The following is a 25239-nucleotide window of genomic DNA, read 5'->3' as shown; positions in this document are numbered from 1 at the left end:
TTAATTATTCAAACGCACAGGCGAAATCCCAAATGCAATCAACCGCGCCAGAATATCCCGCAGTATCGGTAACCGCAAAAAAGCAGGAATAGTAAACTGCTGATTTTGATTCAGCGCACGAGCAATCATTCGTTTTTGAGCTAACCCCTGAAACCATTGAATAACTGTAGTTGGAAATTCTCTTTGACGCTGCACCTCTGCCAAATCCCACAAATGCCAACTCCCGCGTTTCAGGGGTTCACTGAGAATATTTGTTGCTACAACTGCATCTTGAATAGCATAGTTAATTCCGACTCCACCCACAGGAGACATCACATGAGCAGCATCACCAATGAGTAGTAAACCTGGACGATACCATTGAGGAAGACGACTAGACTCTACAGACAAAAAAGCAATATCAGACCAATCTTCAAGTAAATGGGAGCGGTCGCTAAATTCCGGCACTAACTCAACCAAAGATTTTCGCAAAAAATCTATACCAGCAGTACGCAGTTGTGCGAAAGCACCCTTAGAAATCATATAACCTACTTGCCAAAAATCTGAGCGATCGAGCAAAACTACCATCTTGCCATTACCCACACGACCTGATAAACCATTAGGTTCCTCTGACTTGCGTGGCAAACGAAACCACATTACATCCATTGGTGGGGAAGTTTTAATTGGTTCAAAACCTGCTAACTGACGCATTCGGGAGAAACGACCATCTGCTCCCACTGTTAATAATGCTCGAACTTCGTGCCAACCTCCATGACCGCGATAACGTATCCCACTCACTACTCCATCCTCTTCAATAATTTCCTGTACGTTTGCACCCATAATTAAATTAAAATTAGGATACTGTTGCGCTTCAGTAGCAATAAATTCTAAAAATTTTGCTTGTGGGAGGATAGTAATATAAGGATATGCACTTTTTAAGTGACTGAAGTCAGTCAGAGTAATGTCACCAGTGGGAGAATTTAACTTGAGTGTGCGAACTTTGGAATGGGGTAACTCTAACAAACGGTCTGCTAAACCTATTTGTGCCATTATTTCCATTACGGAAGGATGAATAGTATCTCCTCGAAAGTCGCGATCGAAGTCTTGATGTAATTCCAGCAGAGTAACTGGGATACCTTGACACGCTAATAGTAATCCTAATACAACTCCTGCTGGTCCGCCACCAACTATGCAACAAGTTGTTTGCTGTACATCAATAATTTCATGGGTATGATTAGTCATTTTCTTTAAGTTTTTCTTTCAATTGATTTAACTGTTCTGGTGTTAGTTTAATTTGTACTTCTAATAACTGCGTTGCATCCTGAAATAAGATAATATTTTTTTCGACTAAAACTGCGGGATTATTAATTTCAATTCTTTGATATTTTACCTCTGGCAATGCAACTCTAATTACCAATTGTTGTTGAGATTTAGGAAAAATATATAATTCCTGACTAGTATGATTTAATTCTAACTTTTGCACAGTTGTATTGCTTTCTGTCGGAGAATTAGGTTTCTGCCAATAAAGAGTAATCCCGCGAATTTCTGGTTGAGAAATGAGAAATATTTCATCAAATCTTTGAGGTTCCCAATCAAGTTCTGTAATATCTCCACTAGCAGGAATAAGTCGCTGTCGCCAGGTAATTTCTGTGTCAGCTATGGCTGCCCACCATTGACGGATCGTGTCTAGATTATTTGGATTTTCTGGATTATTGCTACCTAATTGCCAAATAGTTTTAAGCTGCATATATAGATGGTTTTAGTTAAGTGAGTATGAATTGATTTTATCATAGTTTTATAGTATAAAATTGAATCAAATTGAAATAATACGACAAAAAAATGACTAATCTTTTTTACCGTTTAATTTTAACAAAAACAGGAGGGTGAGCAATCACTTTTTGGGTGCATCTCATATTTGCAAAAATACTTTTTTACTATTATATATTCCCTGTTCCCTGTTCCCTGTTCCCTGTTCCCTAAAAGCAATATTTTTTTGGCTTTATTCAAAATTGAGATGCACCCCACTTTTTTCTCTTCCATTCAATCAATCATTTTAAATCAAAGGAAGAGAAATAATAAATTCTGTGCGTTTATCTAATTCTCACTTAAAGGTTATTGTTCCGCCATGTTTTTCTACGATAATTTGCCACGCGATCGCCAGTCCTAACCCTGTTCCTTTGCCCACCCCTTTTATTGTAAATCCCTGCTTGAATATTTTTGAGTGCGCTTTTTCACTAATTCCTTGACGATTATCCGCAATTTATACCACCGCCATATTTTTCTCAGTACTTAACTTAATTTCGTACTAATAGTAATGCGATTATTGTTGACTTCAATGTCAGCGTAAATTTTGCCTTCACTTGCTTCGTCTAATGCGTCAACTGAAATGGTGCCTTAGATGGGGAGATACGGAGATAAAGACACCTACAAACAAAAATCTATTCCACAGTTTTAGCTGTGTCAGTCTAGTAGAGACCTTCCATGGAACGTCACTACTGTGGTCTATTCAAATGAAAACTGCTGTAAGTTGTGGAGAATGGCAAATAAAAAGAGTCCCTAATTGCTTTCCAGTCAAACTGTGAATATTTTCAGTATGACTGAGGGACTCCGTTGTCCTACCAGAGAGAAGAACACCATAAGCAATGTAATTTACATTATTATATTAATGACAAGTTTTGTCAATACTTTTAGGCGGTTAATTTCAGATTCGTTTTGTATCAACCATTTGTAGCAGCAAAATCAAAGAGTTTTATTTCATGAATTTTAGGGATTCTTAAGATTTAACTTTGGTAAGGCCAAAAAAAAATAATGATCAAAAATATCAAAAAAACTCTTGACAAATCCATAAATTTATTGAATATTAGTTGCAATAAGTATGTAATATACTCTGTAACAAGAGGTAAAAGGCCATAACTATCAATCTGGACATCAGAGAAAAAGTATTCAAACTTACTCTAGTCCAGAAGCAAAAAAAATGACCACTGTAATTAGTGGCCAAAGCTATGTATTTTGATTAAGAATATGATATCACAATTAGAACCTTCCACCCATTTCAGCAATACAGAATAGAGCTGAGTCATTACTGAGATGAGCGATCGCATTTCTACATACTGCCATCTGCTCAAATTAGTGACTTGGCCGACACAAAATTAGAATTTATGCTAGGGCAGTCTCCAATTTTATACTGCCATAGTTGTTGACTTTATGAAAGAAAGTTTTACCAAAAATGGTGTAACTTTCTGATAGATTGTCAACCAATTTTATCTGTAAAAAATAGATAATTATTCCCGGTATATATCTGCTTTATCAGTAGTTTAATTTACATATTTAGTAGACAATAATCTATTAATAGCCATCTTAAGCATAACTGCCTAAGCATTATTTAGTTGTAAAATTTATTGAACAAAATTAAATTGATATTTTTTCAAAAGACTCTTCAATAAGTTTTTTTTACAAAAGTAATTAATCATACTGTTTTTCTATAATCATGTGTATAATATATTTTTATATACACAGATATTAACTGATGTATAAAAAAAAAGTAGTAATTGTTGCCATAACAATTGCTAACCGGACTATAATCCAAGGAAAAAACCATGCAAACTTATGATAATTCAGAGGTTAAATACGATTGGTGGGCTGGTAATGCTCGCTTCGCTAAACTATCTGGTTTATTCATCGCTGCTCACGCAGGTCAAGCAGCTCTAATTACCTTTTGGGCAGGAGCTTTTACTCTATTTGAAATTTCTCGATATTCCCCTAGTTTACCTATGGGAGAACAGGGCTTAATTTTACTGCCACACCTAGCAACTTTAGGTTTAGGTATCGGTAACGGTGGAGAAGTGGTAGATACTTATCCCTATTTTGTTGTTGGTATTGTACATCTAATTTCATCAGCAGTCTTAGGTGCAGGAGCACTTTTTCATACTTTTAAAGTTCCAGAAAACTTAAAAGATGCAACAGGTGGAGCTAAGAAATTTCACTTTGAATGGGATAACCCAAAACAGCTCGGAATAATCTTAGGTCATCACCTACTTTTTTTAGGATTTGGTGCTCTATTATTAGTAGCCAAAGCTATGTATTTTGGTGGGCTTTATGATGCGACAACTCAAACTGTACGTTTAGTAACTAATCCCACTCTCGATCCATTAGTAATATATGGATATCAAACTCATTTTGCCAGTGTTAATAGCTTAGAAGACTTAGTTGGAGGTCACGTTTATGTGGGAATTCTGCTAGTTTTAGGTGGCCTTTGGCACATTATCAAAGAGCCACTTCCTTGGGCAAAACGGGTTTTAATCTTCTCTGGGGAAGCAATTCTTTCTTACTCTCTAGGTGGAATAGCTTTAGCAGGATTTGTTGCAGCTTATTTCTGTGCCGTTAATACTTTAGCTTATCCTGTAGAGTTTTATGGCCCAGTTTTGGATATTAAGCTTGGGATTACTCCCTATTTTGCTGATACTTTAGAGTTGCCTTTAGGTGCTCATACTGCTCGTTGTTGGTTAGCTAATGCCCATTTCTTCTTAGCTTTCTTCTTCCTTCAAGGTCATCTCTGGCACGCTCTGCGAGCTATGGGTTTTGACTTTAAGCGTGTTGAAAATGCTTTGAATGGTGTTGCTGAGTCTTAACAACTAACGCCTAAAACTCAGGAGTCAGGATGTTCTTTTACTTAGGTCTGAGGAACTGACTCCTGTCATTTCAGTTATCAGTTGTCATCAAAGTGTTTCAGGGAATAGAGAATAGAGGAATGTCCGCGCCATATTTATTTATATAGCGCTATAGTTTTATAGTCAGTAGTCTATCTTCAGTAGTCAATAGTCGGTAGTTATGAGCAAACATCATATTTGCTGTTTGAGCGATGAACGCTGCTTTTTTTCCTTGCAAGCTTACTTATTTCCTTCTGAAGTAAGTGCTTTTGAGTTTTCTTGATATCAAGTGGAAAAAATTTTGTTTTTAGACTTGACAAGTTCACTTAGGTTGTGGGTTAATATTAATAGAAATATTTCTCATTAGTTGGACTGAAATCTCTACTAACAATACAAAGGATTAAACATATTGTAAACTAAGACTTTAACCAAAAATATTTTTCGCATTTTATTGAGATATTTTCTCATCTTTTCTCAGGTAAATTTTGAGTACAGTAAGCTTTCAGGTATCTAAAATTGCATATTTTTCAAGAGTTATTATGGATAAAATACTTATAGGTAAAGGGCGATCGCGATTTTATCCGATAGTAAAATATGCAGCTTGAATAGGCAACAATTCAATAGATATTGCTTTAAATAGAGTAGTTTGTCTTCAAACCATAGCAGGAAACAGCGGTGCGACTCCTCTTCGGAGCTTCCTGTAGGGTGGGATGACGTTCCGGTTCCGGGACCGTAGGGAAAAGTTTCCTCGCCATATCCAATCGACCAAGAGAGAGAACGCCCACTCCTGTGAGAGAACAGTGGGAAAAACATTTCCCCTGATTCAGATAATCATCCGCATAAGTCCTAACCTATCTCTCTATTACTATAAGTTAGTTAGTTGGTTCCAATGAATAAGTGGACTGTATATTTATTTTGTGCTATTTTCAGCCACTAACTTACACGCAAACGACGATACCTTTATTAGTTGTTCTCTGTTCGATAATAATTACTGCTTTGTCAAGTGATTTCAGATAAATAAACAATCAGAATTAATGGTAATTTGAATGATATTTAGCTACTGAAAAGTATGAATTACTAAACTTTACTTAAGCAACTTAATTTCAGAAATCAAATAAATATAGGAAATCAGAACAAATGCAAACTTCACGAAAACTAGCTTCATGGAAAATCAGACAAGTCAACAAAAATGGTCGTCAAAAAAACCAGACTAAATATTTAGAAGTAGAAACTAATGGGCAAAATCAAACAATCAATGCCAACAATAATTTGGATCGATTACAAAGTGATTGGTCTGGTTATTGTGATGAATTAGATATTGATTAATTCTAATTCAAGAACTTTAATTGCCAAAAGTTAGTAACATCTAACTACCATTAATATAAATCATTACCAAGGAGGTAAAAAATGTCAAATATTGGTCTTTTTGTCGGTAGTACAACAGGGAAAACTGAATCAGTAGCAGAGATGGTTCAGGCAGAATTTGGTGGAGACGATGTGGTTACTATCCATAATATGGATGAGGTAAATACCGAAGATTTTGATGGTTATCAAAACATTATAGTTGCTAGTCCCACCTGGAATATTGGTGAACTACAAAGTGATTGGGAAGGTTTTTTTGATGAGCTAGACAATATTGATTTTAATGGTAAAAAAGTAGCCTATTTTGGCACAGGGGACCAAATAGGATATGGCGACAACTTTCAAGATGCCATGGGTATTCTAGAAGAAAAAATCTCTAGTTTGGGTGGTAAAACAGTTGGACATTGGCCTACTGATGGCTATGAGTATAGTGAATCTAAAGCTGTCAAAGACGGTAAATTTATAGGTTTAGCTCTTGATGAAGATAATCAAGCTGAATTTACAGAAGAACGCGTCAAAAAATGGGTAGCACAACTCAAAATAGATTTTGGAATTTAGTCTGATTTTATTCAGGGAGTAAAAGGGGATTTACTAAACTGTATTGATTTATATAAATCTATCTAACTCTCTGAATATATTAATGCTTTCTTCCTTCTAAAAATCTAGGAAAATCTGATTTTATTTAGAGGGTAAAAGGAGATTTACTAAACTAGATTGATTTATATAAATCAATCTAACTCTCTGAATAGATCAATGCTTTCTTCCTTCTAGAAAGCTAGGAAAAAAAGAGAACTAAACAAACTCGACCAATACAAAATTCAGAAGTCACGCCCGTCAGAATTTCTGAATTTGATTCTGTACAACTCGCAGATTTCGGGAGTAAATTTGAGAGCCACGTTCAATCATAAATTTGCTGGTATTTTATTAACTAGTAGGAAATTAATACCCACGACTAATTAATATGAAATGTGAAAAAGAATGCTATGGAAAATATTCTCAATTCTTGCTTTTAATAGAGGGATATGTAGCAAGATTTTACTATTTCATTTAATTATTTATCTTGATTTTTCCTCCTAACTACTGACACCAGATTTAATCTATGAAACTCTCAAGACCTACTCCTGAAATTACCTTCTTGCTTCTGCACAATTATTTTGTACTTAAAGATACTATTTACTAATTATTATCTTGATAACTTAGGAGAATGAAAAGTAATGTCTAAGATTCCAGACGTATTGTGGTTAAATACCAGTCCTAGTCTACAAGTTTTTGACCGACGATTGATTCATTACCTATCAAGGAAAGTATTAATTGCTGAATGGGGTTATTTTCAAACTGCTGATGAACCTTGTACTCTAGACATAGCTGTTACTTTACTCCATGATTATCTCAAATCTTTGAATAAACCTATTCATCTTATTGGTCATAGTACAAGTGGATTAGTAGGATTAATGTATGCTCGTAAATATCCAGAAAGAGTGAAGTCTTTAACTTTATTATCTGTCGGCGTTCATCCTACAGTTGATTGGCAAGCACATTATTATGTACATCGCCATCTTTTACCTTGTAGTCGCCAAACAATTTTGATTAATATGGTGCAAAGTTTATTTGGCGAACAAGATCAAAGAAATACTCAAAATTTAATCAGGATATTAGAGAGAGATTTAGATTTATCTCCATCACCTCACTCATTGTTAAAACGCCAAAGTATGGTTCCTAGAGGAGTTCCTGTACCTTTAATGGTATGTGGTGGCAATGACGATCCAATTATCGATCCTAATTTAATTGGAGGATGGCAACCATTTTTAAAACCCGGAGACCGAATTTGGGAATGTCCTGAAGGTGGTTATTTTTTCCATCATTTTTATCCTCTAAATGTAGCACAAGCACTGCTAGAATTTTGGCAGAATAATGCACTGGTTTTATCGGATATAACTCAGGAAATAATAGCGAGTAAAATTTGATATTAGTCAAATAACTAGAGCGCAAATTATTATTGCTAATTATTGGCTTATTTTTCAGAAAAATAAGTGTTTTATTTCTTTTGAAAAAACCGTAAGTAAATAGTTAGCAATCTCTTAAATTTTTCCTAGTTATAGCGTTTCTCAGGTTAGCGAGGTACAGTTATCTTTTTTCTTTGTATTTGCCTGTTGCCTGTTGCCTAAAACCCAGAATTGTGTACCTCACAAGTATGATAATTACTATATACGACTAAATATAATTAGTAATTTTTCCCAAATTATTAATTCAGAATAGAGTTAGAACTATGATTAATTTGATTCCAGAATATCTACTTCAAAATCTAGGTCGTATCATTTTTATGATGGGTCTTCTATCATTAATTACTATAGGTTTGCGGAATTTTTGTTTGACCTTTCAGCAAGGAATAAGTTATGTTAGACGACTGCATCAAATTCCTTGTAGTCGCTGTATATTTTTTACAGGAGATTATCGTTTGAAATGTACCGTACATCCTTATAATGCTCTTACCGAAACAGCTCTAAATTGTAGTGATTATGAACCAAGTAATTATCTAGCAAAACCAATCTTACAACAATGTAAATCTAATTCACAATATTAGTCAGCATTCAGCAGTCAGCATTCAGCTATCATATCATGTCCGGTAGATCGGTATTGTATAGCTAAGGTAAGGTAGAGGGTAGAGGGTAGAGGAAGGAAGACTTAAGTTAAGAGCAAGAAAAAACTTAAATTTCCTATATATATTCATATATTCATGCTTGGGTTTACACAAACTATACAAACGGACATGATATCAGTTATTAACTTAATTATCTTAGAAGGAGAATTCAAAATTATGTTTGCTAAGACATTTTTCAATCCTGTTTCCTGACGGATTCCGCAGGAAAAAACCTTTTACAGCTAGCTATTCCCTGCTCCCTATTCCCTAGTGCTACGCGCTATAAAATGAAGTAATTTTGCGATTAATGTATAACCTGATTTTATATTACTCTTTGTTTTGAGAAATTTAACAGCAAATTTTGCTTAGTCAAATCCGGGAATTTTCAGCACAAATAAATAGGAGAATAATTATGAGCTTAAATTCAGTAATTACTAAACCCCAAAAACTGAAGCAGCATCAATTTAAACGTCGCCAATTAATACCATTAACAGATATATTATTATGGCGAATAGATGCTGGGGTGGTTCGCACTCTTACCAAAAATGAAGAAGAAAATACGATCACTTTAGGATTTTGGGGTCAAGGAGACATCGTTGGTCAACCTCTATTTCCATCTTATCCTTATCAAGTTGAATGTTTAACTATTGTAGAAGCAAGTATCTTACCAAGGGGTTATTTCTATACCCAAGAAGTAATGCTTTCTCACATTCAAAAAACTCAAGAGTTACTCAGAATTATTCATTCTAGAAAAATCAAATTGCGACTGTTGAGATTATTAAAATGGTTGACCGATAGATTTGGTAATCAACTGCCAGAGGGAAAAATATTGGATATGAGGTTAACTCATCAAGAATTAGCTGAAATTATTGGTACCAGTCGCGTTACTATAACACGACTACTAAATCAGTTTGAAAAAGAACAGAAAATAGGATGGTCCCAGAATAATTGCCTAATTATTTTTAATCACTAAAAAGACAACTTGTAACCTCCTGCAATACTTTTAATCCTTGAATACTACCTCGAATAAGTTGGAAAGCAGGCAGTGGTTGGCGAAACATAGTGTTTGCCAATGCTAAAGGTTGCAAACTTCCAGATGATGTCAGAGCAGAAGAGATATTGGGAAGGTCATGATAACAGTCATCGCTGACCACTCTCACCATCGCCACGGAGACAGATAAATTAGCAAAGAAATTGAGAATTGCAAAACCTTCCATATCTACCACTTCTGCACCAGTATTTTTTCCCAATAGTTGTTTTTCCTGCGCCTTATAGATGAAGCGATCGCTAGTTAAACCCGTTACTAAAGAAGCTTTTCCTTTTAAATGTGTTTGCAACTTAGCTGTTAAAACACTATCGCACTTTTGCCGGAGTAACTGAGAATAATCTTTTGATTTTGGGTTTAATACCCTGCCGTCTACATGGTGTTTACAATTGATTGGAGTTTGAGTCCCCATACACTTCTTCCTTCTTCCCTCTTCCTTCTTCCTTCTTCCTTCTTCAATATATTCAACACACTCATTATAAATAACCACATCTCCAGGTTGATATTGACTAGATAAACTACCACACAATCCCATAACCAATATTGTAGAGGGTTGATGGGAGGAAAAATCTTGTCTTTTTTGCCAGTTATTCAAATAACGAGTAACAGATGCAGCACCTATAGGCAAAGACAATAATTTAGGCTGAGATAACTCAGGGGTAAGGCCGCGCTTCACAGATTTTAGTTCTGGCCCTTGGACAACCAAAATTGTATCAATCATTTCAATTATATATATAGTTATAAATAACGAGAGAGGACTCAGTCCTCAGGAGAGAACAAGAAGAAGGAAAAAGAGGTAAACAAGAGGAGAAAATTTTTTCATTACTAATTATCCGGACATAATATTAGAGGTAAAAGTTTTAAATAATTCTAAGCTTTTGAACATTTTAACTGCATATCCTCATATTTTGTTGTTGGAAATATAAGTAATTAGCCAACAATAGAAGGGGGATATTTTTATAGATGTCAAGGTCTACAGACTATATTTTTAGCAATACTCAAAATCTCAAAGAATTAGAAAGACTGCAGGCGATCGAACAAATTTTTGACCCAAAAACTCGTGAACGAATTTTAACAACTGGAATCACAGAAAAATGGCAATGTCTGGAAGTAGGAGCAGGAGCAGGAGCAGGAGCGATCGCTAAATGGCTCGCAACAGTTATTGGAGATAGTGGAAAGGTTGTTGCCGTTGACCTAGATACTCGTTTTTTAGCAAAAATTCAATCATCTAATATTGAAGTTTTAGAAGCAGACTTTTGCCGTCTTGCACTGGAAAGTCAATCTTTTGACTTAATTCATGCACGTTGTCTTCTCATCCATATTCGAGACTTTCAACTTGCCTTATCAAAAATGGTAGATTTGCTCAAACCTGGTGGATGGTTAGTCATTGAAGAACCAGATTTTTCTGCAGCTAAAGCTATTGCGGGAGATAGTCAAATGTGTCAGTCAGTAGACCAAGTCAATCTTGCTATTGAGAAAATGTTTGCAGATAGAGGAACAGATTATGCTTTAGGAGCGAAGTTACCAGAGATATTGCAAAAGTATGATTGGCAAAAGTTATCTGTAGAAAATGATGCTCCTGTTTCTCCAGGGCGATCGGAAATAGCCAAAATGATGAAAATGTCTGCAATGCAGCTTACAGAAAAATATATTGCAACTGGTAAAGCAAGCTACTCTGACGTTGACAACTATTGTTTGTTTGCAGAAGACCCTAATACGCAAGCAATTTATCACGCAACAGTAGGAGTTATTACACATCTCCAGAAAAGAGGGAACAGGGAACAGGGAACAGGGAACAGAGAAGAATAATTGATAATTTCTGGATAAGAATTGATTTTATTTTTGATTTTTGGAGATGTCTATTGCACAAAAATAAAAATTGGCGTTGCTGAAGCACGTGTATGGTATTAATTTTAATTCTTTAGGAGTCAACCCACCCGCGTGCCCCTCCCAGGAGGGGAAGGACCGAGTCAGTCCTCAGGAAGGAAGAAAGAATAAGAAACCCCGAGTAAAAGGAGAAAGTTTTTTGCTCGCCCTCTTATCCGGACAAGATATCATACCTCAAATCAGCAACGCCTAAAAATTTTATAGCAGGGAACAGGGAACACCAGATATGGGAACAGCAGTGCGACCGTGAGCCCACGACAGATGTAATATCAAATCCGGTAGCATCGGTGTAATTAGATAGTTAATCTAGGAGAACCTCCTCAGGAAGACCTCCTCAGGAGGGAAGAGAATGCGCGAAACATTTGCTCTTGGATGAAGATGAAAATTTTTTTTATACCGAACCCGAGTGGATTTGATATAAATTAGCAAAACCCTATGAGAATACTGATTCCTGTGAGGGAACAGCGGAAAAAACTTTTTCCTGTATTTGATTCACGATCGCAATAAATCCTAAATAACTCAATATTTGCTATAGAACCTATTAGACCTCTGCGGAAAAGAGGGAACTAGGGAGTAGGGGGAAAGAATTGATGATTTTTGCGCGATCATTGATTTAATTTTTGGGCGTTGGTAATTTGAGGCATGATACCATGTCCGGATAAGAGCGCGATAGAACTCCGTTACCTTTACGCGACCAAAAAACTTTCTCCTTCTACTCAGGGTTTCTTCTTCTTTCTTCCCTCCTGAGGACTGACTCCTAAATAATTAAGATTAATATCATACACGCGCTTTACCAACGCCGATTTTTGATGATCACCATATGTCTATTTAGGATCTATGCTGTTGCGTATTGCCTATGTTTACTACTCCCCCACTCCCCTACTCCCTCTACTCAATAGCCAAGTTGAAAAGTTTTTGAGAAATGATATTACTCACCATCTCACTCTAGCTCTAGCAAATTTCAACGTTTCTTCCTCAGACAAAAATTTTCTAGGGGAAAAAATCTCTAATCAAAGGCTAATATCAAACTGGTAACTATTTTTTTCCAATTTGTAATGCTTATGACTTCTCAATCCTACCTTTACCTTTTTACTACATTATTGTGGTTTATTAATCCACTTTTATTAATGCAGGCAAATGCTCAATCTCAACCTCTGAAAATTCCTACTCCTTCCATTTCAGAAGAAGCAAAAGAAGTTTGTCCCCTACCAGCTTTATCTCGTCTCCAACGTCATACAATTACCACTGGAGAAACCATTGAAACTATTGCTCAAAAATACAACCTCATTCCTCCTACCCTGTTAGCATTTAATCGAGTGCTACAGAAAAGTCCGCCAACCGTAGGTACTGAGATAATTATTCCTCCCTATAATGGTATCGCTGTGAAAGTACCTACTGGCACAACTTGGAAAAATGTTGCAGAAAATTATAATATCCGTGCTGACGCATTATATGAAGTTAATGGTTGTCCACAAACACCAGAACAACAGACACCAGAAGTGGTTTTTTTACCAGGAGTAAATTGGTCTCCAGGGCGAAAAACACCCCCACAAATTTCTTCATTAAAAGGTTATCCTTTACCTTTTGAAACTAGGGTTATTTTAGGTTATGGTTGGTTACTACATCCGATTAAAAATCAAGTAGTTTTTCATAGTGGTTTAGACTTAATTGCTAATAGTGGTACATCAGTGTTTTCTGTAGGAGAAGGGATAGTGGCATTTGCTGGCAAACAAGGTAATTATGGCAATTTAGTAGTAATTAACCACGCTGCTGGTAAGCAAACTCGTTATGCCCATTTAGATTATATTAATGTTAAAACTGGTCAAAAAATAGCACAGGCAGAACTTTTAGGTACAGTTGGTCAGACAGGAAAACCTGATTTTGAGGAAGCTCATCTTCATTTTGAAATTAGATATAATTCTCCTTTTGGTTGGGTTGCTGAAAATCCTAATTCTTATATTGAAGTTATTTTTAAGTAGGTGAAAATAACTACTAATAAAGTGTAATTACTGATAAGTATACACAACTTAAATATTGACTCAATATATCTCTATTTTGCTTCTGTGTGTTATTAATAAATTTCTCTCCAGTAAATACCAATTTTTCCTGTTGGGATGACAACAAAAGCAAACTATGTCATAATTAATCTTAGGGGTCTTTTTGGTTTTTATAGGAAATAGTTAATAAGTTTCCTAGAAAAAATGAATATATAATTGATTCCCAAACAATAAAAAACACACGAACTAGAATAAAAATTAGGAGTATAGATGATGATCAGCGTACCACTTTACTTAATGATGTTATGTTTCCTAGCTACTATTATCTGGGAAAAAGTAAAATATAATTCTGAAGCAGATTCTCAAAGCTAAATTCAGAACTCAGAAAATTTTTTCTCCTCCAATTGTTATGTACAAAATGATTTAAACTCCCTATATTTACCGATCGAATTTGGTTATTTATGGAATATATAGCAGAAGTCAAGAAAGAAGAAAGCTTTACTTATCTAGGAGAGAAGGAATAAGGTTGAGTATTGATATTCCATTGTTTTAAATATTCCATAAGTCAAGAGTAATCATAGCAGTTACTATATATTCTTCCCCTATCTCTCAAGATTACTGCTATCTATAACTTTTATATAAGCAGGTTTTTTACGAAAGTTATCGGAAATATAAATTCACTTTTTTTGTTATATCTAAGTGGCATTATATCAATAGTCCTGATCTGAAGTTAATGAATATTAATACTCAATCCCCACCAGTAAAAGACCTTGAAAAAAAACACAAAATTTTACCTTGGTAAGAAACTTTTAGGATATTTTTTTCAAAGTTAATCACAGCTAGATTTAAGAAGTAATATCATGTGCGTTGGTATTGTTTGTATAAAAACTTGGGAAATATCTACTTTTTCTTTTTTTCAAATCTTCTTCCTTCTCTCCCAGATAACTAAAGTCTTCTTTCTTCCCTGAACTTTATAATACTGATCCTGCCGGACTTGATATCAGATATTTGCGAGCAAAATTCTCACACTGTTTACCCAGCAAATTTAATTAAACTAGACACAGTAATACTATCGAACATATTAGACATCTGGTAAAAATCCAAAATCAAAGCAATTCTTATCTATAAATTGTCAATTATTTATCCCTGTTACCTCTCTTTGTCCGCTACCAGGTGCATCTGCCGCCGACCCGGGGTCGCACCACTGTTCCCTGTTCCCTCTTTTCTGGAAATGTCTATTATTAATTTCCTCTACTCAGCTATCTGCGATCGCCTCTTAACCCTAAGCAACTGATGGCCGATGGACAATATCCCATCAATTGTAATAAATTGTTACAATAATGATTGAAAGATAATTTAATTTTATAAATATTATGCATCTGACTTGGTTAGATAGTAATTCCTGGTTAATTGAAATTGGAGGCAAACAACTCCTGCTGGACCCTTGGTTAGTTGGCCCCCTAGTTTTCGGTAATCTACCTTGGTTATTCAAAGGAGAGAGGCGTACTCCCCGTGCCATACCAGAAAATATAGATTTAATTGTATTGTCTCAAGGTTTAGAAGACCATGCTCACCCTCAGACCCTAAAACAGTTAAACAAAAATATTCCTGTAGTCGCCTCTCCCACTGCAGCAAAAGTAGTACAAGAGTTGGGCTATTCTCAAATAGTCACACTTGCCCATGGTGAGACATATTCTTTTGATAATAGTATTGAAATTAGAGCAGTTCCTGGTTCACTCGTTGGCCCAAATTTAGTAGAAAACGGTTACATTTTTAAAGACCTAAGCACTGACAATACAATCTACTATGAACCACATGGCAGCCATTCTGAAAAAATCAAAGAATTTGCTCCTATAAATGTGGTCATCACCCCTATTATAAATTTGAATTTACCGTTAGTCGGGCCGATAATTAAAGGAAATGAAAGTGCTTTACAAGTAGCTCAATGGTTGAAACCCCAAGTCATGTTACCTACAGCAGCAGGGGGCGATATAGATTTTCAAGGATTATTAATATCTTTACTCAAAGCAGAGGGTAGTGTGGAAGAAACACAACTTCAGTTAACCAAAAATAATCTGGATACAAAAGTAATAGAGGCTCAACCTGGAGAACGTTTTGAACTACAATTAGAACAGAGAGTATTAGCTAATTAGGGTTTGCTGAATAAATCTTTTGGTATGAGCTAGGAGTCAGGAGCAGGAGTCATAAGTCAGGATAAATGGGGAATTTATAGTAGATAGTCGGATATTTTCTCCCTTGATTTTTCTGCAATTATTCTGCCTTTTATCCTAACTTTTTGGTTGCTCAATCTTCAAAAGTTGCACTTTTTTTCGCTGTAAAAAATCTAAAACCTTTACCTGTCAGTGCTTTTATATTTAATCAGCATAGCAATAATTAAACTACATTTAATTAACAGCTTTTAATGATAGTTAGTATATTTTGAAAGCTGCTGACTATTAATGTTATGAAGCTAATTTTTGAAGATTTGAGGTTAATCATATTGTTAATCAAATGCTGCACAACTGACTTCTCCTAACCATAAAACCCTTTAACAGTTTACTATTCCCTATTTCCTATTCCCTAATGCTATAAAAGTATGATTAATTTTCGTTGGATTTTTACAGTAATATTATCCTTGTTTTTGATTATTGGTAATTCTCAACCAGCTTTAGCTTCTATTCATACTTACCCCGAATCTTCTACACAAATCATGTATCGTTCTCGGCAAAGTTTGCGAGACCTTTCAGATAGAGCATGGCAAACTGTACTATATAAAAGGATCAAATCTGGCAAACTAATAACTTTAAACTTACGATTGGTAGGATTTCCTGGAATAATTGAACTAGCTCATCCCCAAAAATTGCAAATTACTACTGGCACTGGTAATATCTGGAATGCAGAGGATATTTTGGTTGATTCTTCTTTTCCTGCTAATGTTGGAGAATATGACTTTTTGGAAGTAATGAAACAGTTAAATTATGATGCTCCACTGCGAATAAATATACCTTTGCAAGGTGAAAAATCAGCAGAATTAGTCGTACCAATTTTTGCTGTTAAAGAATGGCATAAATTATTTGATGAAGTTAATTTTTGGTGATTTTTTATTGTATTAGTTTTCATTAATTAAGGAGAAAAAAAGTGAAAAAAATAATTACAGTTTGCTTATTAATATTCACATTGATAAACTTTATAGAAATACCTCCTGCATTAGCAGCAGAAACAGCGAAAGGAGCAGAAATTTTTCAAATTAATTGTGCTGGATGTCATGCTGGAGGAGGCAATATAGTTAGATGGTGGAAAAACTTAAAAATCAGAACTTTGAAAAGAAATAAACTAGATTCTGTTGAGGCGATCGTTTACTTAGTTAAGAATGGAAAAAATAATATGTCAGCTTATCAAGACCGTTTAACTCCAGCAGAAATTGAAACTGTATCAGCTTATGTATTGCAGCAGGCAGAAAATGGTTGGCATTAGTAAATATAGCTATAAGAGCTAAGATTTAAACATTACACATCTCCAGAAAAGAGGAAGTAGAGAGTAGGGAGAAATAATTGATGATTTATGTACAATAATTAATTTTATTTTTGATTATTGGAGATGTCTATTATGGTGTATATGACTTACTGTTGCTTTATTCTTAACAATCTGTGGATAAGTATAGCCAAGAATCTTTGTCAAAATTTACGCGTAAGGAAGAAGATTTGAAAGAAAGAAAAATATAGATATTTCCCAAGTTTTTAAACAAACTATGCCAATGGACATCACGATTATCCCATCAATTATCAATGCCCATTCAAAAATAAGATTGAGGCGTTTGTCACTCTATTAATGAAAATTTTCCCGAATCTCCATTGACCATTGACTAGATGTCAAATTTTGATTATGATCATGATTATCATAGAAACCCCATAAAGTAAAATATCCACATATTGAAGCAAATCAGCTCAAAGAATCTCTTAACTCAACTAGAAATAGCAATTTTCCAGCTAGTCAGCAACCCATATTAACAATGCTTTCCTACGGAATGCTGCGCAAACAACCAGAGGTACTGATAACTGATAACTGAAATGACTGGTTTTCTTGTTAATGACAAAACAACCTTTCTCAATCATATTCTTCAAAATCAACAAGATTTAAGAGTAGCTGTCTTCGTCAATGAATTTAGCCATAATGAATAATTCACTACAATTAGATATTCCTAAAAGAGGGATGCCAATAACAATAGTAACTGGATTTTTAGGCAGTGGTAAAACAACCTTAATAAATCAAATTTTGTATAATAAGCACAACTTAAAAGTTGCAATATTAGTTAATGAATTTGGGGACATTAATATAGATAGTCAGTTATTAGTAGATATTAATGAAAATATGGTAGAACTTAGCAATGGTTGTATTTGTTGTACTATCAACGAAGGATTAGTAGATACAGTCTACGAAATTTTAGAACGGGATGAAAAAATTGATTATCTAATTATAGAAACCACTGGTTTAGCAGACCCCTTTCCAATTATGTTAACTTTTTTGAGTACAGAGTTAAAAGATTTAACTCACTTAGATTCTGTACTAACTTTAGTAGATTGTGAAAATTTTACACCAGACCATTTTGATAGCGAGGCAGCTTTTAAACAGATTGCTTATGGGGATATTATTTTACTCAATAAAACAGATTTAGTCTCCCAAGATCGAGTAGATTATTTAGAGTCTTATATTAAAACTGTAAATAATGGAGCTAGGGTTTTGAGAAGTGAGTACAGTAAGATACCATTATACTTAATTTTAGATGTAAATCTATCCAAGCTTCAACCTTATTCTCTTCTAGAGAATAATAATCAGCATGAACTACAAAAAATTCCTAAAAATCATCTAATAAATGATGGTTTTACATCTATTTCATTCCAAAGTAAAAGACCTTTTTCTGCCCTCAAATTTCAACATAATTTTCTAGATGAATTACCAGATAATATATTTAGAGCAAAAGGAATTCTTTGGTTCAAAGAAAGTGAATCAAAACATATATTTCAATTGAGCGGTAAACGCTATGATATGCAAGTAGAGCAATGGTCAACTACTCCGACAAATCAGTTAGTATTAATTGGACGAAATTTGAATCCATTAATTATTCAACAAGATTTAACAAACTGTCTAACTATGTGATAAATTAAGAGTAGCTATTCTCAGATAAATCGCAGGTAAGAATTCCCATAATTAATCAGAAATTTATGTGGGAAAATATCTGCTAAACTGTTCAACAAAATATTAAGCTTAAAGCCTTTCAATTATGACTTTACCAACAGTTCCAGATTTTGTTTCTACCAATGATTTGAAAACAAAATCTCAGCCTCCTGTTACAGAAGCTGAAATGATTCAAGCGGTGAGAACTTTATTAATAGGATTAGGAGAAAATCCAGACCGAGAAGGATTATTAGATACTCCCAAACGAGTTGTAAAAGCCCTAAAATTTCTCACTTCAGGTTATCATCAATCTCTAGATGAATTGTTGAATGGAGCTGTTTTTAATGAAGATATCTCAGAGATGGTTTTAGTTCGAGATATCGATCTTTTTAGCTCTTGCGAGCATCATATTTTGCCTATTCTTGGTCGCGCTCATGTAGCATATATTCCTAATGGAAAAGTAATTGGACTATCAAAAATTGCTCGAATTTGTGAAATGTATGCCCGACGTTTACAGGTACAAGAACGTCTAACAGCACAAATAGCTGATGCACTTCAAGGATTACTTCAGCCTTTAGGTGTTGCTGTAGTTGTTGAAGCAACTCATATGTGTATGGTCATGCGTGGAGTGCAAAAACCAGGTTCTTGGACAACTACTAGCGCTATGCGTGGTGTTTTTGCTGATGATGTGAAAACTCGTCAAGAATTTATGAGTTTAATTAAGCATAGTAATTCTTTTCATTAGTTTTTTTAAGTTAAGCGACAATAATTAAAAGTTGATTGGTATTAAAATTTCTGATGATGCTAAGACAAAAAGCATTAATACTAAAATCAGAAAGGAAGAGACTTTTTGCCCCATACTTAGGATTGCTCCTATCGAGTTACCAAGTAGATGAGCATCAATAAATGTAACAGGACTTACGCACCCAAACAAGAAACCGGGTTTATTGTCCTAATTATTGTTTTTTAAAGCACGAAATTTAGTTGCTAAACCTGATTTTTGCGTAAGTCCTGTTTATTAATATTTATGTTTTTCCATGTTACGAAAATACCTAATTCATTAGGTGCAGAAATGACAGAAGGTGTGGAACTTTTTCAGATTCATTGTGTAGGTTGTCATGCTAATGGAGGTAATATTGTTAGATGGGAAAAAATTTCAAAATAGAGACTTTAGAAAAAAATAAACTAGATTTTGTGAAGGTGATCGCTTACTTGGTTAAGAATGGGAAAAATAATATGTAAGCTTACAAAGACTGTTTAACAGAAACAGAGATAGAAACTGTATCTGGTTATGTATTGAACTAGGCAGAAAATGGTTGGTGTTAATATTTAATTTAGACCAACTTAGGATGCAAGTAATGCCAGCAGAATCAGAAAAACTAAATCGACAACCTGAAGACTTTCAGCAAGAAATAAAAAAGCTTATTCAAGATAATCAGCTTGATTTAGCTACTAAAAGAGTAATGGATTTTGCTGATGATTTTGCAGTTTATAAAAAACGTAAATATGAAGCAATTGATTTTCAGCGTCGCTATACTAAACTGAGAGAAGATAAACGAAAGTCTAGTTCTTCAGAAGAAACTATCAGGGAAAAATTTTCAGGTTTAACTTTTTCTATCTTGGATTTTGTTGATTTAATAGTTAAAGAATATAGAGAAAATTACTCACCAATACCTACAGTTGTTCCTCCACAAGAAAATAACAATAAGTCTCCTTCCAAATCTAATTCAAAAGATAATACTACCAATGTTAATAAAAAACATCTAGACCAAGAAAATACCGAAAAAATATACCACAAACTCCATTAGAAAAAATCAAGGCATCACAGAAAAAGCAAAAACAATCAAATATTGAAAGCTCTAATGTAGTAGCTAATATCAGAAATATCACCAAAAAATATTCAGGTAAATTAACAGACTTCCAGTTATCTGTATCGGAATTAGAATTAAAATTTGGTGAAATTACCTCCCTTGTCGGTGAAAATGGTAATGGGAAAACAACTTTATTAAAAATAATTGCTGGTGAGTTAAATCAAACCAGCGGTATTATTAAATATCCAGGTTTGACAAAATCAAAAGATAAATCTTGGTACAAAATAAAACAACAAATAGGATATGTTCCTCAAGAGTTGCCACAATGGACAGGAACCCTAGTTGATAATCTGCATTTTGCAGCAGCTATTCATGGTATTAGAAGAGAAGAAAATGAAGATGAAGTTGATTTTATTCTCTGGCGACTTGGTTTAGATAAGTATAGAAATGCAACTTGGAATGAGATTTCTGGTGGTTTTAAAATGCGATTTGCATTAGCTAAAGCATTAGTCTGTAATCCTAGATTTTTAATATTAGATGAACCTTTAGCAAATCTTGATGTTAATACTCAATTACTATTCTTACAAGATTTAAGATATTTGGCTAATTCTCTTGCTCATCCTAAGACTATACTTTTGACTTCACAACATTTATATGAAGTTGAAAGTATTACTGACAATATTATTTTTATCAAAGAGGGTGCTGTAATTTACAATGGCAATTTCCAAGATTTTGGTACAGATAGGGAAGAAAATACCTTTGAATTAAGTTGTAACCTATCAAAAAATGAATTAATGGATTTACTTGAAGAAATATCATATACTCAGATTGAAATGGTTGGTCACAATCAATATATTATCAACGCCTCAAAAAATATTGGTAGTAACGAAATGATTAAAGTTTTTATTGATAATGATATTACCTTGAAATACTTTAGAGATATAAGTAAATCAACTCGACGTTTATTTAAGACAGAAAAATGAAAAATCCACGGCTAATAATAGACTTTTTAAATCCTGGATTTCTCAAGAGATTGGATCGATATTTGTTAAGGTTTTAGCAAGTATTGATACTTGTTATGAATAGTCTGGAATGTGGGTCTAAATAAAACTACTTAACTTTAGATTTCTCTCTCGCAAAACTTCGCCATAAAGCATTTCCAATTGAGCAATATTTCCACTCAAAGTATAACGTTCTAAAACTCTCCGACGCGCTTTTTGACCCAAAATACTAGTTAACTCAGGATGATCCTTAAACAAAGGCAATAAAGTTTGCAACTGAGTAGTAACATTATGAGTATTTAAAATTATACCCGCACCATTCTCCAACACCTCACCATCAGCACCCGCATCCGTCGCCAAACAAGCCAAACCACAAGACATTGCTTCCAACAAAGCCAAAGACAAACCCTCAACCAAAGAAGGTAAAATAAACACATCCGCACCACGAAAAATTTCTATCCGTCGTTGTTCATCACTCACATATCCAAACCAACTAACTCCCTTCACATCGCTATAAAACATTTGCAAAGAAGCAGCTAATGGTCCATCACCAACAATAATCAAATGGCTACCATTTCCCATATCAGAATGTTTCCAAGCCTTAAGTAGAGATTCAACATTCTTAGCCGTAGAAATACGACCTAAATATAGAAATATACGTTGAGCATTTAACTCAGTCTTGAGACTAGACATACCAGGACAATATTTATCTACATCAACCCCATTGGGAATTACTGCTACCTTTTGGCCAGGAACTCCTAATTTCACCAAGAAATCTCGCTGTATTTCAGAAAAAATAATAACTCGGTCATAATGTGCCAAAAAAGGAGCATATAACTGATAAGCCAAAAATTGAGTTCCGGATTTAATATTGCGCGGTTTACTATCAAACTGGGCATGAAAAGTAGCTACCAAAGGAATATTTAGCTCTTCGCAAATTTCAGGCAGTAAGAAATCAAGAGGAGAAAGAGTTAGAGAAGCATGAACAATATCAGGCTTGAGTTTCTGTAAAGCCTCACTCAAAACTTTGCTAGATTTAAGACTAGGTATGGTGTAACCCTGAGATTTGTAGATACAAGGTAGAGACACTTCATGAAATCTTGGCCATTTATCAGGTTCATTATCTTCAGTAGCAAAATGAAGAAAGCTAACCTGATAGCCTCGGTCTAATAGAGCATTGGTTATTTCTCTAGAGTAGGTAACGTTGCCACAAAAAGGATATTTTTTTCCAAGCCAAGCAATATGCATTCAGATGAATAGGCAGATATTATTTTTGAGAGATTTTATCATTGATAGACAAAAACGCCTCAGTTTGTAAATAATACCATTTGGTGACATCTCCCACACGCTCGCTGACGCTATAGTGTGAGCTTCTCGTTTCGTAGCCCCGGTATGCCGTCGGGCTCCACGAGCTTTAAGGACGGAATGCCCTACCGCCCTACTTTTTATATTTATCGCCGCATTTAAGTCGCGGTCTATTACTATGCCGCAATATGGACAAGAATGAGTTCGTATGTTTAATTCTTTAGGTACTTTTTTCCCACAATTTGAGCAATCTTGGCTAGTATTTTGAGGATTTACAGCTATAGTCTTTTGTCCAGCATTTGCCTCCTGCGGAGGAGCTGCGCTAACAGCTTTGACAGTCAAAATAGTGATAAATTTGCCCCATTCAGCATCGTTAATTGATTTACTCAAACGGGTTTTTGCTAGTCCTTTAATGTTTAAGTTTTCGTGGGCGATAACCTCAGATGAGTGATAATAATTCATTGGCTGTTTTGAAATGAAAATCTTTACGTTTATCAGCTACCTTTTTATGTTGTTTAGCCACAGCTTTGAAAGCTTTTAACCATCTTTTGCTACCTTTCTTTTTACGGGATAAGCGTTTTTGTAGAGTCTTTAATCGCTTCTGAGATGAGCGATAATATTGAGGAATGGGAACCGACTCTCCGTTACTTGTTACCAAAAAGTCTTTTAACCCCATATCTATCCCCAAAGTATTTTCTGAGGTAGGTTTAATATCAGAAGTAAATTGGGGAATCGACTTATATTCTAGAGATAGCGTCACATAATAACCATCAGCTTTGCGACTAATCGTAACAGTTTTAATTTGAAATCCTTCTGGTATTGGTCGATGCTGAATAAACTTTACCTTACCTATTTTGGGTAAGTTTATCTTATTTCCTTCAATGCAGTCTTGATTGATTTGAGGATAACAAAAGCTTAGTTCATTAATTGATAATTGATAATTACCTCGGGTTTTAACCATTACGGAATTGAATATAAGGAAATATTATTTCTTCTCTTGGTCGATGGTCAGCCAGCGCAGGTTTCCGAGCCATCCCTCCACCGCTTTTTTCCCTTTAAAAGGGTCGGCTTCAAGGCGCGAATTATTTAATTATTAATTATTAATTATTAGGTAACGTCCTTTTCCCTTAAACCTTGGTTTCCCTAATTTATCTCCATTTTTGTCTGCCTTAAACCATCTATCAAAGGCAAGTTTTACCCGTTTTGTGCAGTCTTGTAATACCTGAGAATGAATCAGCTTGTACTCAGGAAACTTATCTTTGGTATTGACTAAATCTTTTTTCTGAGAGTAATAATTTGGATTATCTCTTAGTTGAGGAATTGGCATGCACCTTGGGGCAAGCGTTAACTGGACAACGATTTTCTTCCCACCACGAGAACCGCTCCCCTAACCTATAGTTGTACTGCCGACGCAACAATTCCAGCCACAACTCTATTACTGCGACTTGTTCTTTGTTGGGCAATAGCTTGTACTGGTAAGCGGTTCGCATATCTGCTTTAATTTTGTGTCTGCTTTTATTATCACACCATTCTTTTAAATTGCAACTATCTATGCAATCAGATTTTGTATAGCGATCGCTCGCTCAACTGAAAAGTTTTAATTATCAATCTCAATTTATAATTTTAAAATTTTAAATTTTATCAGAGATTGATGACAAAAAGTAGGATAAATCGCCTGAAATAGCCAACAGAATTTCAATAGTTTCAGCTATTCCATGATAATATAAACGAAGAATAATCCAAGGAAGTTTATTACCTAAAAAAATTTTAAAGCCTCAAATACTGATTATTTCGTTACTTAGACAGGCGATCGCCTCATTTTTATTCAACCATGATGAACTAATTTTTATAAGCTACCTATATACTGGTTTGACGTATTTACAACTATATGGTATAAATAAAAATCCCCAAGCTAGACCAAAATAATAACCTTCTCTATCTAGGGTTTGCTGAATAAATATGAAAGCATTGACTGATACTGCTTTTAGAAATTTTTAGTCCCGAAATTGTACCAGCTTTTAGGTCAAAAAGGTGCAAAAAGTTTAGTAGGACAGAAAAATTAAGAGACAATTTTTACTTCTACCTACTGGACTGACACAGCTAAAATGGTGCATTAGAATCGTCAGCAAAAAGTGACTATTGCTAAGACAAGCGCTCGCTCTTCAACAGACAGTCAAAAACAGGCGCTCGCTCTTCAACAGACAGCCCAATACAGGCGCTCGCTCTTCAATAGGCAGCCCAAAACAGGCGCTCGCTCTTCAACAGACAGCCCAAAACAGGCGCTCGCTCTTCAACAGACAGCCCAAAACAGCCTATTTATGAACTTTTGGAAGTTTCAAATACAGGATAAAGATGTTGGAGTTTGACTCTGGCATCGTCCGTCGAGAAATGCCAAATCA

General features: G+C 34.7%; 26 protein-coding genes. 17 read left to right on the top strand and 9 right to left on the bottom strand.

What is annotated here, in order from left to right; translation table 11 throughout:
* The 3 genes from F6K27_RS20590 to F6K27_RS33865 all read right to left on the bottom strand — a co-directional run bounded on the left by F6K27_RS20590 (position 1) and on the right by F6K27_RS33865 (position 2236).
* Complete coding sequence (locus tag F6K27_RS20590) at positions 1-1218, bottom strand: FAD-dependent oxidoreductase (RefSeq protein WP_287278415.1); 1218 nt, start codon at positions 1216-1218, stop codon at positions 1-3.
* Entirely contained in the window at positions 1211-1723 is a 513-nt protein-coding gene (locus tag F6K27_RS20585; RefSeq protein ID WP_287278414.1) for a hypothetical protein, read from the bottom strand. The genes F6K27_RS20590 and F6K27_RS20585 overlap by 8 nt, the downstream gene beginning before the upstream one ends.
* A 354-nt stretch (positions 1724-2077) precedes the next feature.
* Positions 2078-2236, bottom strand: coding sequence for an ATP-binding protein (locus tag F6K27_RS33865; protein WP_205127387.1), 159 nt, complete (start codon positions 2234-2236; stop codon positions 2078-2080).
* 1336 nt (positions 2237-3572) lie between these two features.
* Here F6K27_RS33865 and F6K27_RS20580 point away from each other — a divergent pair.
* The 6 genes from F6K27_RS20580 to F6K27_RS20555 all read left to right on the top strand — a co-directional run bounded on the left by F6K27_RS20580 (position 3573) and on the right by F6K27_RS20555 (position 9595).
* The gene (locus F6K27_RS20580; RefSeq protein WP_287278413.1) at positions 3573-4604 is read left to right on the top strand and encodes a chlorophyll a/b binding light-harvesting protein; all 1032 of its coding nucleotides are present in this window, start codon (positions 3573-3575) and stop codon (positions 4602-4604) included.
* 1155 nt (positions 4605-5759) lie between these two features.
* Entirely contained in the window at positions 5760-5948 is a 189-nt protein-coding gene (locus tag F6K27_RS20575; RefSeq protein ID WP_287278412.1) for a hypothetical protein, read from the top strand.
* Positions 5949-6029: 81 nt separating this feature from the next.
* The gene (fldA, locus tag F6K27_RS20570) at positions 6030-6542 is read left to right on the top strand and encodes a flavodoxin FldA (RefSeq protein WP_287278411.1); all 513 of its coding nucleotides are present in this window, start codon (positions 6030-6032) and stop codon (positions 6540-6542) included.
* 656 nt (positions 6543-7198) lie between these two features.
* Positions 7199-7948: an alpha/beta fold hydrolase gene (locus tag F6K27_RS20565; RefSeq protein WP_287278410.1), complete on the top strand. Its 750-nt coding sequence runs from the start codon at positions 7199-7201 to the stop codon at positions 7946-7948.
* A 302-nt stretch (positions 7949-8250) separates the two neighbouring features.
* Positions 8251-8565, top strand: coding sequence for a hypothetical protein (locus F6K27_RS20560; RefSeq protein ID WP_375339647.1), 315 nt, complete (start codon positions 8251-8253; stop codon positions 8563-8565).
* A 469-nt stretch (positions 8566-9034) separates the two neighbouring features.
* Positions 9035-9595: a Crp/Fnr family transcriptional regulator gene (locus F6K27_RS20555; protein WP_287278409.1), complete on the top strand. Its 561-nt coding sequence runs from the start codon at positions 9035-9037 to the stop codon at positions 9593-9595.
* Here the strand turns inward: F6K27_RS20555 and F6K27_RS20550 are convergent.
* Positions 9585-10388: a phosphorylase gene (locus tag F6K27_RS20550; protein WP_287278408.1), complete on the bottom strand. Its 804-nt coding sequence runs from the start codon at positions 10386-10388 to the stop codon at positions 9585-9587. The two genes, F6K27_RS20555 and F6K27_RS20550, sit on opposite strands and share 11 nt — an antisense overlap.
* 242 nt (positions 10389-10630) lie before the next feature.
* Between F6K27_RS20550 and F6K27_RS20545 the strand changes: the two genes are divergently transcribed.
* The 11 genes from F6K27_RS20545 (at position 10631) to F6K27_RS20495 (ending at position 21517) form a co-directional block, all read left to right on the top strand.
* Positions 10631-11476, top strand: coding sequence for a bifunctional 2-polyprenyl-6-hydroxyphenol methylase/3-demethylubiquinol 3-O-methyltransferase UbiG (locus tag F6K27_RS20545; protein WP_287278407.1), 846 nt, complete (start codon positions 10631-10633; stop codon positions 11474-11476).
* A 1139-nt stretch (positions 11477-12615) separates the two neighbouring features.
* Positions 12616-13533, top strand: a complete 918-nt coding sequence (locus F6K27_RS20540; RefSeq protein WP_287278406.1) for a M23 family metallopeptidase — start codon at positions 12616-12618, stop codon at positions 13531-13533.
* A 1391-nt stretch (positions 13534-14924) separates the two neighbouring features.
* Positions 14925-15704, top strand: coding sequence for an MBL fold metallo-hydrolase (locus F6K27_RS20535; RefSeq protein ID WP_287278405.1), 780 nt, complete (start codon positions 14925-14927; stop codon positions 15702-15704).
* Between the two features lie 443 nt (positions 15705-16147).
* The gene (locus F6K27_RS20530; protein ID WP_287278404.1) at positions 16148-16648 is read left to right on the top strand and encodes a DUF3122 domain-containing protein; all 501 of its coding nucleotides are present in this window, start codon (positions 16148-16150) and stop codon (positions 16646-16648) included.
* 41 nt (positions 16649-16689) lie between these two features.
* Positions 16690-17025 (top strand): cytochrome c6 PetJ, encoded by a 336-nt coding sequence (petJ, locus tag F6K27_RS20525; RefSeq protein ID WP_287278403.1) that lies wholly within the window; start codon positions 16690-16692, stop codon positions 17023-17025.
* 593 nt (positions 17026-17618) lie between these two features.
* Entirely contained in the window at positions 17619-17729 is a 111-nt protein-coding gene (locus F6K27_RS20520) for a GTP-binding protein (protein ID WP_353735162.1), read from the top strand.
* Positions 17722-18705 carry a GTP-binding protein gene (locus F6K27_RS20515; RefSeq protein ID WP_287278402.1) on the top strand — a complete coding sequence of 328 codons (984 nt, stop codon included), beginning with the start codon at positions 17722-17724 and terminating at the stop codon, positions 18703-18705. Before F6K27_RS20520 ends, F6K27_RS20515 begins: the two co-directional genes overlap by 8 nt.
* 124 nt (positions 18706-18829) lie before the next feature.
* On the top strand, positions 18830-19468 hold the full coding sequence (folE, locus tag F6K27_RS20510; RefSeq protein WP_124145316.1) for a GTP cyclohydrolase I FolE: 639 nt from the start codon (positions 18830-18832) through the stop codon (positions 19466-19468).
* 282 nt (positions 19469-19750) lie between these two features.
* Entirely contained in the window at positions 19751-19888 is a 138-nt protein-coding gene (locus tag F6K27_RS20505; protein WP_287278401.1) for a hypothetical protein, read from the top strand.
* 193 nt (positions 19889-20081) lie between these two features.
* Complete coding sequence (locus tag F6K27_RS20500; protein ID WP_287300907.1) at positions 20082-20531, top strand: hypothetical protein; 450 nt, start codon at positions 20082-20084, stop codon at positions 20529-20531.
* Positions 20513-21517, top strand: coding sequence for an ABC transporter ATP-binding protein (locus F6K27_RS20495; protein ID WP_353736035.1), 1005 nt, complete (start codon positions 20513-20515; stop codon positions 21515-21517). The genes F6K27_RS20500 and F6K27_RS20495 overlap by 19 nt, the downstream gene beginning before the upstream one ends.
* 117 nt (positions 21518-21634) lie before the next feature.
* On the opposite strand, the gene F6K27_RS20490 is transcribed toward F6K27_RS20495, so the two are convergent.
* From F6K27_RS20490 to F6K27_RS33845, 5 genes are all read right to left on the bottom strand, one after another.
* A complete protein-coding gene (locus tag F6K27_RS20490) occupies positions 21635-22783 on the bottom strand; it encodes a glycosyltransferase family 4 protein (RefSeq protein ID WP_287278399.1) in 1149 nt (382 codons plus the stop codon).
* Positions 22784-23302 carry a transposase gene (locus tag F6K27_RS33860; RefSeq protein ID WP_353736034.1) on the bottom strand — a complete coding sequence of 173 codons (519 nt, stop codon included), beginning with the start codon at positions 23300-23302 and terminating at the stop codon, positions 22784-22786. It abuts the gene before it with no gap.
* A complete protein-coding gene (locus F6K27_RS33855; protein ID WP_353736033.1) occupies positions 23280-23801 on the bottom strand; it encodes a transposase in 522 nt (173 codons plus the stop codon). Before F6K27_RS33855 ends, F6K27_RS33860 begins: the two co-directional genes overlap by 23 nt.
* A 132-nt stretch (positions 23802-23933) precedes the next feature.
* Positions 23934-24167: a hypothetical protein gene (locus F6K27_RS33850; protein ID WP_353736032.1), complete on the bottom strand. Its 234-nt coding sequence runs from the start codon at positions 24165-24167 to the stop codon at positions 23934-23936.
* Positions 24142-24330 carry a helix-turn-helix domain-containing protein gene (locus tag F6K27_RS33845; RefSeq protein ID WP_353736031.1) on the bottom strand — a complete coding sequence of 63 codons (189 nt, stop codon included), beginning with the start codon at positions 24328-24330 and terminating at the stop codon, positions 24142-24144. Before F6K27_RS33845 ends, F6K27_RS33850 begins: the two co-directional genes overlap by 26 nt.
* Positions 24331-25239 lie beyond the last annotated feature (909 nt).

Source organism: Okeania sp. SIO2F5 (assembly GCF_010692685.1).
In the GTDB taxonomy this organism is placed as follows: Bacteria; Cyanobacteriota; Cyanobacteriia; order Cyanobacteriales; family Microcoleaceae; genus Okeania; species Okeania hirsuta.
Note: the sequence above shows the minus strand (reverse complement) of the source record. Positions and strands in the feature narration are given on the sequence as shown.